Genomic DNA, 14,789 nt, shown 5'->3' with positions numbered 1-14,789 from the left:
TGCCCCAGGTCGCGGCCAATGGGTTTGCCCGGCCAGGCGGTGCCGGCCAGCAAAATGTCCCAGCCGTACAAACCGGCCGCGTTGGAGCGCAGCATCTTCCACAGGAACTGCGGGCGGATCAGGCGCCACAAGTGGCGCCCCATGTTGTCCGGCCCGACGCTGAAGAAGAAGGTCGCCTTGACCCCGGCTTCATCAAGCGACTCCAACAACCTTGGCACCCCTTCACGGGTGCCTCGGTAAGTGTCGACGTCGATGCGTAGACCCGCTTGCATCAACGCTTGTCCGCGATTTCGAGCATGGCTTCACGCAGGAAGAAATCCAGGGTGTTGCCGATGGTTTCGCTCATCTCCACGGTAGGCTCCCAGTTCAGCAGGCGCTTGGCGTTGTCGATGCTTGGCTTGCGGTGCGCCACGTCCTGGTAACCGGTGCCGTAGAACGCCTTGCTTTCCACGTCGCGGAAACCGGCGAACGGAGGGAAGTTGCTGCGCAGCGGGTGAGCTTCGAACTGACGCAGCAGTTCTTCGCCCAACTGACGGATGCTGGCTTCGTTTTCCGGGTTGCCGATGTTGATGATCTGGCCGTTGCAGTTATCGTTGTCGTTATCAATGATGCGCGCCAGGGCTTCGATGCCGTCGGCGATGTCAGTGAAGCAACGCTTCTGCTCGCCACCGTCGAACAGACGGATCGGCGTGCCTTCCACCAGGTTCAGGATCAGCTGGGTGATGGCGCGGGAGCTGCCGATACGGGCCGAGTCCAGGCGGTCGAGGCGCGGGCCCATCCAGTTGAACGGACGGAACAGGGTGAACTTCAGGCCTTTGTCGCCGTAGGCCCAGATCACGCGGTCCAGCAGTTGCTTGGAGACCGAGTAGATCCAGCGCTGCTTGTTGACCGGGCCCACCACCAGGTTGGAGGTGTCTTCGTCGAAGTACTGGTCCTGGCACATGCCATACACTTCGGAGGTCGACGGGAAGATCACGCGCTTGTTGTACTTCACGCAGTAGCGAACCAGTTTCAGGTTCTCTTCGAAGTCCAGTTCAAATACGCGCAGCGGGTTGCGGGTGTATTCGATCGGGGTGGCGATGGCCACCAGCGGCAGGACCACGTCGCACTTCTTGATGTGGTACTCGATCCACTCGGAGTGGATGCTGATGTCGCCTTCCACATAGTGGAAATTCGGGTGGCTGCGCAGGCGCTCGATGGCGTCGGAGCCGATGTCCAGGCCGTAGATTTCGTAGCGGTCGTCACGCAGCAAGCGCTCGGACAGGTGGTTACCGATGAAACCGTTCACGCCCAGGATCAGCACGCGGGTACGACGGGGCTTGCGGCCGGACTCGGCGCCGCGCAGTACGGAACCGTCCACCAGGCCCAGTTCATCCGCCAGGGACGGGCCGGCCAGGTACAGGCCGTTCTCGTTGCGCTGGCCGAACTTGACTACCAGGGAGTCTTCACCGCAGGCGATGCGCAGCGGGTTGACGCTGATCACGCGGCCTGGCGCCAGGCCTTCGTTGCCCTTGACGACTTCGGCGCTCCAGACGATCAGCTTGTGCTCGCCCACGGCGCAGAAGGCGCCCGGGTACGGTTGGGTAACGGCGCGAACCAGGTTGAACAGCTCTTCAGCCGGTTTTTTCCAGTCCAGCTTGCCGTCCGCTGCGGTGCGACGACCGAAGTAGGTGGCCTTGCTTTCGTCCTGTGCGGTTTCAGCCAGCTTGCCTTGCGCCAGTTGCGGTAGGGCGTCGCGCAGCAGGCTAGTGGCGGCATCACGCAGTTTGGCGTGCAGGGTCAGGCCGGTGTCGGTGCGGTCGATCACGACTTTCTGCTGGGCCAGGATCGCGCCGGCATCGGCACGCTTGACCATGCGGTGCAGGGTCACGCCGGTTTCGGTTTCGCCGTTGACCAGCACCCAGTTGGCCGGTGCGCGGCCACGGTATTTAGGCAGCAGGGAGCCGTGCAGGTTGAACGCGCCTTTCTTGGCGGTGGCCAGCAGGGCTTCGCTCAGCAGGTTGCGGTAGTAGAACGAGAAGATGTAGTCCGGGTTCAGCTTGGCGATGCGCTCGATCCACAGCGGGTGGTTGGCGTCTTCCGGGGCGTGCACCGGGATGCCGTTGCGGGCGCACAGCTGGGCAACAGAACCGTAGAAATTGTTTTCCTTGGGATCATCGGCATGGGTGAACACGGCAGCAATTTCGTAACCCGCATTGAGCAGGGCTTCAATGCCAGCACAGCCAATATCGTGGTAAGCGAAGACAACAGCTTTTGAATTCATGACGAAACCTGATCGGAAGGAGAAGTAGAGGTGTGGGAGGATGTCAGGCCGTCGACCGTAAAGGTCTCGGCCGGTGCTGCCGGTTGGTTGCGCAGCACTTTTTCGATAAAGAACCGTGGGCGGGCCCGCACATCGCTGTACATGCGGCCCAGGTATTCACCCAGGAGGCCCATGCCGATGAACTGGCCACCGGTGAACACGAACAATACGGCGAACAGCACGAACATGCCGTCGCCGGCCCAACCGGCACCGAAAGCGATACGCAGCACGATCAGTGCAAAGGCGAAGAGCATGCCCAGGGCAGCCAGGCTGAAACCGACGATGCTCAACAGGCGCAATGGCGTGGTGGTCATGCAGGTCAGCAGGTCGAACATCAGGCTGATCAGGCGCATCGGGCTGTATTTGGACTCGCCGTGTTCACGCTCGGCGTGATGCACCAGGATTTCCGTGGTGTGGCGCGCAAAGCTGTTGGCCAGGATCGGGATAAAGGTGCTGCGCTCTCGGCAGGCCAGCATGGCGTCGACGATGGTGCGGCGATAAGCACGCAGCATGCAGCCGTAGTCGCTCATGGCCACGCCGGTGGAGCGTTGCACGGCGAGGTTGATCAGGCGCGACGGCCAGCGGCGAAAGGCCGAGTCCTGGCGGTTGTTGCGCACGGTGGCAACCACGTCATAGCCCAGGGCGGCCTGTTCGACCAAACGCGGGATTTCTTCCGGCGGGTTTTGCAGGTCGGCGTCCAGGGTGATCACCACGTCGCCCCGGCAATGCTCGAAGCCGGCCATGATTGCGGCGTGCTGGCCGTAGTTGCGGTTGAGGATCACCGCCACCACGTTGCTGCCTTCGAGCGCGGCGGCGTCTTCCAGCAATTGCGCGGAGTTGTCGCGGCTGCCGTCGTCCACCAGGATGATTTCGTATTCGTAAGCCAGTTGTTTGCAGGCGGCCATGGTGCGGCGCAGCAGTTCAGGCAGGCTTTCTTGTTCGTTGTAGACCGGGATAACGATCGACACGCAATGAATTGGATAGGGTTTCAAAGATTCATTACCTCGGGGGTTAGAGCAACTTGGAGCGTAAAGACAGCAGTTATCGTCAGCCTCGGATGCCGGGCATCCGATCAAAGATAGCGTTGATTTGTGGCATTCATTCGACAGTCCTGACAGGTCACAGTGGGTCTTCCATGGCTTACGTGAGTAAAGACCAAAATGCTCAAAGGTAAAGCGGAATCAACGAGTTAACCTGCAAAGTACGGTTCGTTCTCAAGTAGTGCCGCCAAGATTAAGCGCAAAAATGTTCAACGAATATGAAACGCAGATGAAAAAGTCGTTTTTTTGGCAGGTAGACAGCTAGGGTTCAGGTAAACAGCAGAAGCACGGACAACGCTGTGCCGATGAGGCGAGAAGGGCCGGTAGGCTTTTTCCGCGCGCGGGCTGGTTCCTGAAGAATCTTCTCTGCAATGCCGCGCAAGTGCCGGTAAAGTAAGCCATCTCTTGCCAGGGCAGTCGGATGAATAGCGTGCAGCGTTTACGGCCAATGTTGATGGTGTTGTTGATGACGGTGGCCTGGGCCACGAGCGTGCGGGCCGATGACGGCGTGGCACTGACGTCCATCGACCAGGTGCCCGATGGCGTAGAAGTGCGGGGTAAACAGGTCGGCGCCTTCGTCTGGAGCGACAAACAGGGCAAGAACCTGTTGGTACTCGCAGAGCAAGTCAGCGAACGCGACGACGACGGTGCGCAGTCGGCCTTTGTCTACGCCGCCCAGTACCTGCTCGACGGTGACCGGCCCAAGCGCCTGTGGATGCTCTACGACGACGTGCAGCATTGCGAGTTCGATGCCGGCGCGCACTTCAACAGCGACGCCACCCGGGTCACCGACCTGCTGGGCGATGGCATCAGCCAGGTCACCGTGGGGTATAGCCGCACCTGCACCAGTGACGTCAGCCCCAATGATTTCAAGCTGATCATGCACATCGGCAAGTCGCAGAAGTACCGCCTGCGCGGCATCGACCGCTATGGCGCCAGCTGGTGGGATGAAGACGCCGGCGCCCTGCAAGGCATGCCGTTGCCCAAGGATTGCAGCATCGCCGCCCAACAGGCGCTGGTCAGCCAGTACAAGGAGCAGGGTACCGAGCTGCCGCTTCCTGGCTGTTACGGCGACGAAGAAGATTTTGCCAAGGCGCCCAAACCGTACCTGGAGTTCATGCGCCAGCACTGGTTTGCCTTGATGCAGAAGCAGGACACCGACTGGAGCCAGCAGCAGACGCCAGCCCCGGCGGAAGACGATCAGGAATAGCCCCGGGGATTGACCTGCGCTAGACTCGGCGCTCGCCAATTCACTAAATATGTCGATTAAACAGATGGTTAGTCGACATATTTAATCCAAAGGCTGATCTACCTTGACTGAGTCTACCCGCAACCCGCTGACCCTCTATCTCACCCGCCTGGCGCCCTCCAGCCAGCTGACCATGCGCTACGTGCTGCAGGACGCCGCCGACCGCCTGGGCTTTGAAGACATCAACCTCGAAGACATCGACTGGCACCTGCTGCAGCCCGAACACGTCATGGCCCTGGTGGCGGTGCTGCGGGAAGACGGGTATGCGCCGAACACCTCATCGCTGTACGTCAACGCCGTGCGCGGGGTGATGAACGAAGCCTGGCGCATGAGCCTGATCAGCCAGGACCACCTGCTGAAGATGCGCTCGGTCAAGGCCATGGCCGGCACCCGCCTGAGCCAGGGGCGCAACCTGCGGCGTACGCTGATTCGTGAGTTGATGGAAGTCTGCGCCGCCGATCCGCGCCCCCAGGGCCTGCGGGATGCGGCGGTGATCGGGATCCTGTATGGCTCGGGCATGCGCAAGTCGGAATCGGTGAACATCGAGCTGGGCCAGGTCAACTTTGACGAGCGCAGCCTGCAGGTTACCGGCAAGGGCAACAAGCAATTGATCAAGTACGCACCGGCCTGGGCCTTTGCCAAGCTGGAGGCATGGCTGGCGTTTCGCCGCAGCCAGCTGAAACCGGGTGAGCAGGACGATGGTTTCCTGTTCAACCGGATTCGCCGGGGCAGCCATATCACCCGCGAGCGCATCACCAAACACGCGATTTACTACATCGCCCGCCAGCGTGGGGAACAGGTCGGCGTGAAAATCATGCCCCATGATTTCCGCCGTTCGTTTATCACGCGGGTCATTGAAGAGTACGACCTGTCGATCGCCCAGAAGCTGGCGCACCACACCAATATCCAGACCACCGCCACCTACGATGTGCGCGACGACAATGAGCGGCGCAGGGCCGTGGATCGGTTTGACCTGTAGGGCCGCCCGTAACCTGGCCCGCCAACTGCCTTGAACTCTGCCCGGCAGCCGCGCTCGCAATAGTAGGGCGCGGGTTTTGCCGCGTGCCGTGTTTATTCAGTCGAAGGAGCAGACCATGGATACCTACAACATCAACAAGACCGGCACCGGTTGGGCGTTGACCAAGCAGGGCTCGGCACGGCCGTCGAAAACGGCGGAGACCAAGGAGGCGATCGTTGAGTTGGCGAAAGAGTTTCTCAGCGACAAGACGGCGTCGCTGAGGATTCACAGCATGGATGGGCGGATTCAGGAGGAAAGAACCTATCCGCGCAAGGCTGACCCGACACGATCTCCGGGCTGACCGAGCACCCAATGTGGGAGCGGGCTTGCTCGCGAAGGCGGTGGTTCAGTTACACATGCATTGCCTGACACTCCGCCTTCGCGAGCAAGCCCGCTCCCACACTGGATTTGCATTCGACCCTAGAGAATCGGCTTGCCACCCGTCACCGCATACCGCGAGCCCGAGATGTAACTCGCCTCATCCGACGCCAGCAACACATAGATCGGCGCCACTTCGACCGGCTGGCCGGGGCGGCCCAGCGGTGTCTCGCTGCCAAAGCTGTTCACGTCTTCGTCCGGCATCGTCGAGACAATCAACGGCGTCCAGATCGGCCCCGGCGCCACGCTGTTCACGCGGATGCCCTTGCTGCCCAGCAGTTGTGCCAGGCCACCGGTAAAGTTGGCAATCGCGCCCTTGGTGGCGGCGTATGCCAGCAACGTTGGCTTGGGCATATCGGAATTCACCGAGCTGGTATTGATGATCGACCCGCCGGCCTTCATATGCGGCAGCGCCGCCTTGCAGATGCGAAACATCGCGGTGATGTTGATATCGAAGGTCTTGACCCATTCCTCGTCGGGTATCTCTTCGAGGGTCTCGTGGGTCATCTGGAATGCGGCGTTATTGACCAGCACGTCGATCCGCCCGAACTGCTCGACGGTCTGGTCGACAATCGCCTGGCAGTTGGCTTTTTGCGCGAGGTCGCCGGGCAGCAGCAGGCATTGGCGGCCGGCTTCTTCCACCCAGCGTGCGGTTTCCTTCGCGTCCTCGTGTTCGTCCAGGTAGGCGATGGCCACATCGGCACCTTCGCGGGCAAAGGCAATCGCCACGGCGCGGCCGATACCGCTGTCGGCGCCGGTGATCAGGGCGATCTTGTTGGCCAAGCGGCCGGAGCCGGTGTAGCTCTTCTCGCCGCAGTCGGGATAGGGGACCATCTTCTTCTGCGAACCGGGAACGGATTGGGCCTGGCTGGCGAAAGGTGGGCGTGGGTAGTCAGTCATCTCAATCTCCATAGATCACAACGGGTTCTATGGATTAGTGATTTTCAGCTGCCGGATAGTTGTAATCGATGCCGGCCGAGCCCGACGAATGGTTTGCGCTCAACCGTGCTGGCAGGCATCGCCCAGGCGCATGTAGTCCAGTTCATGACGCACCCCGTGGCTGTCGATGTAGACCATATGACCCTTGACCGGCCCGCACTCGGTGGAGGATTCGGTACTGACGCGCACCACCTTGGCGATGTCCAGGTCCTGGGAATAGTCGTACGCCTCGCTGGCGGGGGCGTTGGCACTCACAGTGGGTGCCGGGGTTTCGCCCTGGGCGAAGGCAAGTGTGCTGAACAGGCCCAGCACGGCGATAAGCAGATAACGCATGAGAACCTCCGACACCACGAAGGTGGTGGCTTGACTGTGGGGTTCATTCTACAAAGCGCCTGGCGCGGGGATGAACGCTTGCGGGCCAATAGAAGACATCAGCCAAATCGATGCAGCAAGCCTCTTATAACCGGTTATAAACTCATAGCATCTTCGCCTAAACGCAGCCCTATAAATATCCGTCTGCCGTTGCTCATCCCTGTAGACACATACAACAGGGAGTTCCTCGATGTTTTTATTCAAACAACAACTACCAAGGCTGACGCTGACGGCGGCGCTGGCGATGGGAGTGTGCACGACATCGGTGATGGCCCAGGAAGTGGCCGGCCAGGTGTTCACCTTCGATATCGCTGGCGGCCCGCTTGATACGGTGCTGCTGGATATCTCCCGGCAGACCGGGGTGATGATTTCGTTCAATCAACAGTGGGTGCAGGGCAAGCGCAGTGCCGCCATCCGCGGCGATTTGGGCAGCCTGCAAGCGGTGGACAAGGCGTTGCAGGGCAGTGGCCTGCAAGTGAGCGACAGCGAACAGGGGCTGACGGTGCATCCAGCACCCGTGACGTCCACCAGCGTCGCACCGGCCGAGGGCAAAAGTACTGATTACCGCCTGGAAAAAGTCACGGTGACCGGCTCGGCGATTCGCCGGGTGGACGCGGAAACGGCAGTGCCGGTAACCATCCTGCGGGTCGAGCAATTGCGCGAGCAGGGTGTGAGCACCACCGAGGAGTTGATCAACCGCATTTCGGCCAACCAGTCTGCCGTTGGCTCCGGGCGTTCGGTGGGCTCCAGCAGCGGCGGTGCGGCGTATGCCGACTTGCGCGGGATTGGCGCGAACAAAACCCTGGTGCTGCTCAATGGCCGGCGCCTGAGCAACAACGCCGTCAACACCACCAACGGTTCCGGGGTGGACTTGAACACCATCCCGTTTGCCGCCATCGACCGCGTGGAAGTCCTGCGCGATGGCGCCTCGGCGCTGTACGGCACCGATGCGATTGGCGGGGTGATCAACTTCATTACCAAGACCAGCCTCACCGGTGGGCAACTTTCCACCAACTACGATTCGCCCACACGCTCCGGGGGCGGCGACAGCCATAACTTCAGTGGCAGCTACGGTTTCGGCGACCTTGAAGAGGACCGCTTCAACGTGTTCGGCGTGGTCAGCTACGACAAGCAGACGCGCTTGGCGGCCAAGGACCGTGACTTCACCTACAACTACCAGCCAGGTCGCGGCCTGGATTTCACCTCCGGCACCGCCGCGCCGGCCAACTGGAGCCAGGGCAGCAACGCGACCAACCCGCTGGCCGGCTCCGGTTGCAATTCCCCCGGGCTGCTGTCACGCAATGGCATCTGCCGCCAAAGCCTGTGGAGTTACCTGGACCTGGTGCCGGAAACCGAAAAAACCTCGGCCTTTGCCAAAGCCACCGGCAAGCTGGCCGATGACCATACCGTCAGCCTCGAATACTTCTGGGCGCGCAACGAAAACCGCACGCAGATTGGCCCAGGCACCCTGATGGGCGCCCAGGTCAATCCGGGTACGCCTTTCTATCCGGGCAACGGCATCACCCCGGGCCCCACGGGTTTCGCCCTGGACCCGACACAGCCGGTAGACGTGAACTGGCGTGAAACCGATGCCGGCGCGCGCAAGCACGAAGATGACAACACGAGCCAGCGGCTGCTGCTGAGTTTCGAAGGTAATGTGGCGAACTGGGACTACAACGTCGGCGCGTCCTACAACCAGAACAAAGTGGTGCAAACCATTCTTGATGGCTATGTAAACGACCAGACCATCAGCCAGGGGATTGCCAACGGTGTGATCAACCCGTTCGGGCCGCAGAGTGAAGCGGGCAGGGCGTTGCTCGCCTCCAGCCGCGTCGATGGCGATTACGCCACTGCCGTGGGCCGAGTGAAGAGTATCGACGGGCGCGTAAGCCGTGAAATCGGCGACTGGTTCGGTGCGGGGCCGACGGGCCTGGCGCTGGGCGGTGAATATCGCAAGGAGGATTTCCACCAGGATTTCGCCCAGTTTGCCGAGACCGTGCAGAGCCTGGGCGTAGACCCCAATGGCGCGGTGCGCGGCAATCGCAGCGTGTCGGCCGAGTACGCCGAGGTCAACGTGCCGGTGCTCGAAAGCCTGGAACTGTCTGCCGCCGTGCGTCATGACAAATACAGCGACTTTGGCAGCACCACCAACCCGAAATACTCGTTCCGCTTCCAGCCGTTCAAGGAACTGGTGGTGCGCGGTGCCTACAGTGAAGGCTTCCGTGCGCCGTCGCTGTACGAGTTGTACAACCCGACCTACACCAGCTACACCGTGGCCAACTACAACGACCCGCGCCTGTGTCCGGGCGGCACCCCGGCCAATGGCGGGATCGGCAACCGCGACTGCGCCCAGCAGTTCCGCCGGCAAAGCGGGGGCAACGGCAGCTTGAGCCCGGAAACCGCACGTAACGTGACCTTTGGTTTCGTGTTCCAACCGATCGAGCGCCTCAGTGCCGGCCTGGATTTCTGGTGGATCACCATCGCCAACCAAATTGCCGAGTTTCCTGAGTCGTCGGTATTCGACGATCCGGATGCCTACGGCGACCGCCTGATTCGCAAGGCGGATGGCTCCATCGATCACATCGTTACCGGCCTTGCCAACCTGGGTAAAACCAAGACCAACGGCGTGGATGTGAGTTTCGACTACCGCTTCCCGAGCACCGCCATCGGTGACTTCGGCATCGGCCTGCAAGGCACCTACGTCAACGAATACAAATACCAGCAGGAGCTCAAGGGCGACTACATCGACAAACTCGGTGATTTCCGTGGCGGCGAGTTCTCCACCGCGGGCGCCGTTGCGCGTTGGCGCCACAGCCTGACCGGTACCTGGGCGCGGGGACCGCTGGGCGTCAGCCTGACCAACCGCTACACCAGTGGCTATCACGACTCGGACCCCGACACTCACGACTCTGTAGGCTCTTACAACGTCTGGGACCTGGCGGGTACCTACAACTGGAGCAAGTCCCTGGCCGTCACGCTGGGCGCGAAAAACCTGTTTGACCGCGCGCCGCCGTTCAGCAACCAGACCTATGCGTTCCAGAGCGGGTACGACCCGAAATACGCCGACCCGTTTGGCCGCATCCTCTATACCCGAGTCAGCTATAACTTCTGATTGTTCATCCGCTTCAGACACTGCGCTATAAAACCGACGGATCCGCTGCGCCTGCCTCGCAGGTGCAGCGGGTTTCGCCTGTCCATAACCTTATTCCAAAACGGTATTTCCAGGCTTTTCATAAGACTACTTATGATCACGTCATAACTCGTTATGACAAGTGGTCCTGATGAACGAATCAACCGTCGCCTTATCCCCTCTGTCCAGCGTTCCGCTGCATGCCCAACTGCGGGACCTGCTGCGCAGCCGCATCCTTGATGGTGAGTACGCGCCGAACACCCAGATGCCTTCCGAGAGCGAACTGGGCACGCGCTTCAAAGTCAGCCGCATCACCGTACGCCAGGCCCTGGGTGATCTGCAAAAGGAAGGCCTGATCTACAAGATCCACGGCAAAGGCACCTTTGTTTCCAAACCCAAGGCTTATCAGAACGTCAGCACCCTGCAGGGGTTGGGCGAGTCCATGACCGAGCGCGGCTATGAAGTGATCAACCGCCTGCGCAGCTACCGCTTCGTGCCCGCCGACAAGCTGGTGGCCGAGCGCCTGGGCGTGGAGGAGGGCACCACTGTCGCGCAGATCAAGCGGGTACGGCTGATCAACCGCGAGCCGGTGTCGCTGGAAATCACCTACCTCAGCCAGGCCCTGGGCGAACGCCTGGAAAACGCCGACCTGGTAACCCGCGACATCTTCCTGATCCTGGAGAACGACTGTGGCTTGCAACTGGGTCACGCCGACGTGGCGATTGACGCGGTACTCGCCGACAGCGAGCTGACCCAGGCGCTGAACGTCGAGGCCGGCTCGCCGATCATGCGCATCGAACGCCTGACCCACACCGCAGACGGACAGCCCGTGGACTTCGAACACCTGTATTACCGTGGCGACGCGTTTCAGTATCGCCTGCGCATCGACCGTCAGCGAGGTAGCCGCCCGTGAGCCGCCAAACCCTGGAACTGGAATACGACATCGTGGTGATCGGCGGCGGCACTGCCGGCCCCATGGCGGCGATCAAGGCCAAGGAGGCCAACCGCGATCTGCGCGTATTGCTGATCGACAAGGCCAACGTCAAGCGCAGCGGCGCCATCAGCATGGGCATGGACGGCCTCAACAACGCGATCATTCCCGGCCACTCCACGCCGGAGCAGTACACCAAGGAAATCACGATTGCCAACGACGGCATCGTCAATCAGGCGGCGGTGTACGCCTACGCGACCCACAGTTTTGAAACCATCGAGCAGTTGGACCGCTGGGGCGTGAAGTTCGAGAAGGACGAAACCGGCGATTACGCGGTGAAAAAAGTCCATCACATGGGCGCCTACGTGTTGCCGATGCCTGAAGGGCACGACATCAAGAAGGTGCTGTATCGCCAGCTCAAGCGCGCCCGGGTCAGCATCACCAACCGCCTGGTGTGCACCCGCTTGCTGACCGACAGCGAAGGCGCGGTGAATGGCGTGATGGGTTTTGACTGCCGCACTGCGGACTTCCAGGTGATCAAGGCCAAGGCGGTGATCCTCTGCTGCGGCGCGGCCGGCCGCCTGGGCTTGCCGTCCTCGGGTTACCTGATGGGCACCTATGAAAACCCGACCAATGCCGGCGACGGCTACGCCATGGCCTACCACGCCGGAGCCGAACTGGCGAACCTGGAGTGCTTCCAGATCAACCCGCTGATCAAGGATTACAACGGCCCGGCGTGCGCCTATGTCACCGGCCCCTTGGGCGGCTACACCGCCAACAACAAGGGTGAACGCTTCATCGAGTGCGACTACTGGAGCGGGCAGATGATGTGGGAGTTCCACCAGGAACTGGAAAGCGGCAACGGCCCGGTGTTCCTCAAGCTCGATCACCTGGCGGAGGAAACCATCCAGAACATCGAGCAGATCCTGCACAGCAACGAGCGCCCCAGCCGTGGCCAGTTCCACGCCAACCGAGGCACCGACTACCGCAGCCAGATGGTCGAGATGCATATCTCCGAGATCGGCTTTTGCAGCGGGCATTCGGCGTCGGGCGTGTGGGTCAACGAGCGCGCGGAAACCTCGGTCAAGGGCCTGTATTCAGCGGGCGACATGGCGGCGGTGCCACATAACTACATGCTCGGCGCGTTCACCTATGGCTGGTTTGCGGGCACCAACGCGGCAAGCTTTGTGGCCGGGCGCGAATTCAGCGCGGTGGATGCCCGGCAAGTGGCCGCCGAGCAGGCTCGGGTCTATGCGCCACTGGACCGCGAAACCGGTCTGCCGCCGGCCCAGGTCGAGTACAAGCTGCGGCGCTTCGTCAACGATTACCTGCAGCCGCCCAAGGTCACCCGCAAGATGGAAATCGGCTTGCAACGCTTCGCCGATATCGAGCGCGACCTGGACCAGATGAAGGCGCACAACCCCCATGAATTGATGCGCGCCATGGAAACCAGCGTGATCCGCGACTGCGCCGAAATGGCTGCCCGCGCCTCGCTGTACCGCGCCGAAAGCCGCTGGGGCCTGTACCACTACCGGGTCGACCACCCGCAACGCAACGACGCCGACTGGTTCTGCCATTGCCACCTGAAAAAGGGCGACGACGGGCAGATGGTCAGCTTCAAGAAACCCGTCGAGCCCTATGTGATCCCGCTGGATGCCGAAGAGATGCAGGCTTACGACCGCTTGCGCGTAGGGGCTGACGCCGCCTGAATGTGCCCCCCAAAGCTCGCTCACCACAGGACACCGTGAAATGGCCTATCAGCCCCAGGAAATATTCTTTCGCTCCAACGCCCCGGTAACGGTGGACGAGGACAAGTGCATCGCCGAAAAAGGCTGCACGGTCTGCGTCGACGTGTGCCCGATGGACCTGTTGGCGATCAACCCGGCAACGCAGAAGGCGTACATGGCGTTCGATGAATGCTGGTACTGCATGCCCTGTGAGAAAGATTGCCCCACCGGCGCAGTCAAGGTCGAGATTCCGTACCTGTTGCGCTGAGACCTGCCGCAAACGCCATCCGCCAACCCCGGACGCAGCCCTAGCCACACCCCCTCGTTTCCCACCGCGCCAGACCGTGGCGGAGACGACTCCTTCAACCATGATTCGAGGGGAACTACCCAATGTTATTGCGCGCAACCCTGGCCGGCCTGGTGCTGGCTTCCTTGAGCCTGTCGGCCCAGGCACAAACGATCCGGGTGGCCATCGGCACCCAGGACACCACCATCAACTGTGCCGCGGGCGGCTTGCTGATCCGCGAGCTGGGGCTGCTGGACAAATACCTGCCGCACGACGGCAAGTACAAGGACGCGACCTACGACGTGCAGTGGAAAAACTTCACCAGTGGCGCGCCGCTGACCAATGAAATGGTCGCCGGCAAACTGGACTTTGGCGCAATGGCCGACTTCCCCGGTGCCTTCAACGGCGTAGCGTTCGAGGCGGCGGGCAAGCACAGCCTGTTCATCAGCGTGTTGTCGGGCAACATCAAGGGCAGCGGCAACGGCATTGTGGTGCCGGTCGCTTCCAGCGCCCAGTCCCTGGCGGACCTCAAAGGCAAGACGATTTCCGTGCCGTTCGCCTCCACGGCCCATGGCATGTTGCTGCGTGCTGTTGCGGCCCAGGGCTGGGACCCGCTCAAGGACGTCAACATCATTGCCCAGGCGCCCGAAGTGGCAGGCTCGGCGTTGCAGGCCAACAAGATCGACGCCCATGCCGACTTTGTGCCGTTCGGCGAACTGTTCCCCAACCGTGGTTTCGCCCGCAAGATCTACGACGGCTCGCAATCCAACACCCCGACGTTCCACGGCGCGCTGGTGGACGAAAGTTATGCCAAACAGTACCCGGAAGTGGTCGTCGCCTACCTGCGCGCGAGTATCGAGGCCAATCAGTTGCTGGCCGCAGAGCCGGAGAAGTACAGCGAGCTGATCGAAAAAGTCACCGGCGTCGAAGCCGAGGTCAACTACCTGTTCCATGGCCCGCTGGGCGTGCAGACCCGTGACTTGAGCTGGAAACCCGAATACCGCCAGGCCGTGGGCACCGCGATCGACACCCTCAAGCTGCTGAAAAAGGCCGACCGTGGCCTGGACCTCAATACCTTTATCGATGACCAGTACATCCGTGCCGCGTTCAAGGCCTCGGGCCTGGACTATGCGGCGCAATTGGGCAACTACGCCCAGGCGCCGTTGAAGGCCAACGACGCCCTGAGCGGCGCGCCGATCACTGACTGGAAGCACGTCGCGCAAATCTGGGTCAAGGGTGAGCCCAAGGTGCGTGATTACGCGTCGGCCGAGGCGGCGTTCACCGCGCTGGACAGCCTGAACAAACAGGGCAAGGCGGTGCGCGCCGTGTATGCCCAGGCCGAAGACAGCGGCATCAAGCTGCTGGCGAGCCAGGCCTGGTTTGCCACCAACCAGCACGGCCAACTCAGTGCATTCCT

At 61.5% G+C, this 14,789-nt stretch carries 12 protein-coding genes and 1 pseudogene; 8 read left to right on the top strand and 5 right to left on the bottom strand.

Going from position 1 to position 14,789, the window contains the following annotated elements; translation table 11 throughout:
• From HX846_RS01040 to arnC, 3 genes and pseudogenes are all read right to left on the bottom strand, one after another.
• Positions 1-275, bottom strand: a pseudogene (locus HX846_RS01040) (4-deoxy-4-formamido-L-arabinose-phosphoundecaprenol deformylase); the annotation flags it as partial.
• Complete coding sequence (gene arnA / locus HX846_RS01035) at positions 272-2,263, bottom strand: bifunctional UDP-4-amino-4-deoxy-L-arabinose formyltransferase/UDP-glucuronic acid oxidase ArnA (RefSeq protein ID WP_178964813.1); 1,992 nt, start codon at positions 2,261-2,263, stop codon at positions 272-274. The gene arnA and the pseudogene HX846_RS01040, both read right to left, overlap by 4 nt.
• Positions 2,260-3,294: an undecaprenyl-phosphate 4-deoxy-4-formamido-L-arabinose transferase gene (arnC, locus tag HX846_RS01030; protein WP_169388512.1), complete on the bottom strand. Its 1,035-nt coding sequence runs from the start codon at positions 3,292-3,294 to the stop codon at positions 2,260-2,262. The genes arnA and arnC overlap by 4 nt, the downstream gene beginning before the upstream one ends.
• A gap of 469 nt (positions 3,295-3,763) precedes the next feature.
• On the opposite strand from arnC, the gene HX846_RS01025 reads away from it, so the two are divergent.
• The 3 genes from HX846_RS01025 to HX846_RS01015 all read left to right on the top strand — a co-directional run bounded on the left by HX846_RS01025 (position 3,764) and on the right by HX846_RS01015 (position 5,910).
• Positions 3,764-4,552, top strand: a complete 789-nt coding sequence (locus HX846_RS01025) for a M949_RS01915 family surface polysaccharide biosynthesis protein (RefSeq protein ID WP_023658829.1) — start codon at positions 3,764-3,766, stop codon at positions 4,550-4,552.
• A gap of 103 nt (positions 4,553-4,655) precedes the next feature.
• Positions 4,656-5,570: a tyrosine recombinase XerC gene (gene xerC / locus HX846_RS01020; RefSeq protein ID WP_087692998.1), complete on the top strand. Its 915-nt coding sequence runs from the start codon at positions 4,656-4,658 to the stop codon at positions 5,568-5,570.
• 115 nt (positions 5,571-5,685) lie between these two features.
• The gene (locus HX846_RS01015; protein WP_003217639.1) at positions 5,686-5,910 is read left to right on the top strand and encodes a DUF2188 domain-containing protein; all 225 of its coding nucleotides are present in this window, start codon (positions 5,686-5,688) and stop codon (positions 5,908-5,910) included.
• Positions 5,911-6,029: 119 nt separating this feature from the next.
• On the opposite strand, the gene HX846_RS01010 is transcribed toward HX846_RS01015, so the two are convergent.
• Positions 6,030-6,887: an SDR family oxidoreductase gene (locus tag HX846_RS01010; RefSeq protein ID WP_178964812.1), complete on the bottom strand. Its 858-nt coding sequence runs from the start codon at positions 6,885-6,887 to the stop codon at positions 6,030-6,032.
• A 99-nt stretch (positions 6,888-6,986) separates the two neighbouring features.
• A complete protein-coding gene (locus HX846_RS01005; RefSeq protein ID WP_008433423.1) occupies positions 6,987-7,259 on the bottom strand; it encodes a DUF2790 domain-containing protein in 273 nt (90 codons plus the stop codon).
• A 229-nt stretch (positions 7,260-7,488) separates the two neighbouring features.
• On the opposite strand from HX846_RS01005, the gene HX846_RS01000 reads away from it, so the two are divergent.
• From HX846_RS01000 to HX846_RS00980, 5 genes are all read left to right on the top strand, one after another.
• The gene (locus HX846_RS01000; RefSeq protein ID WP_087692995.1) at positions 7,489-10,410 is read left to right on the top strand and encodes a TonB-dependent receptor; all 2,922 of its coding nucleotides are present in this window, start codon (positions 7,489-7,491) and stop codon (positions 10,408-10,410) included.
• 169 nt (positions 10,411-10,579) lie between these two features.
• The gene (locus tag HX846_RS00995) at positions 10,580-11,341 is read left to right on the top strand and encodes a GntR family transcriptional regulator (RefSeq protein WP_087692994.1); all 762 of its coding nucleotides are present in this window, start codon (positions 10,580-10,582) and stop codon (positions 11,339-11,341) included.
• Positions 11,338-13,068 (top strand): fumarate reductase/succinate dehydrogenase flavoprotein subunit, encoded by a 1,731-nt coding sequence (locus HX846_RS00990; protein WP_008433417.1) that lies wholly within the window; start codon positions 11,338-11,340, stop codon positions 13,066-13,068. Before HX846_RS00995 ends, HX846_RS00990 begins: the two co-directional genes overlap by 4 nt.
• A 40-nt stretch (positions 13,069-13,108) precedes the next feature.
• On the top strand, positions 13,109-13,354 hold the full coding sequence (locus tag HX846_RS00985) for a ferredoxin family protein (protein ID WP_003217650.1): 246 nt from the start codon (positions 13,109-13,111) through the stop codon (positions 13,352-13,354).
• 122 nt (positions 13,355-13,476) lie between these two features.
• Positions 13,477-14,789 (top strand): ABC transporter substrate-binding protein (locus HX846_RS00980; RefSeq protein WP_178964811.1); only part of this gene is annotated, 1,313 nt, incomplete at its 3' end.

It is taken from the genome of Pseudomonas sp. K5002, assembly GCF_013386655.1.
Classification (GTDB): Bacteria; Pseudomonadota; Gammaproteobacteria; order Pseudomonadales; family Pseudomonadaceae; genus Aquipseudomonas.
This window is presented reverse-complemented; position numbering and strand designations above follow the sequence as displayed.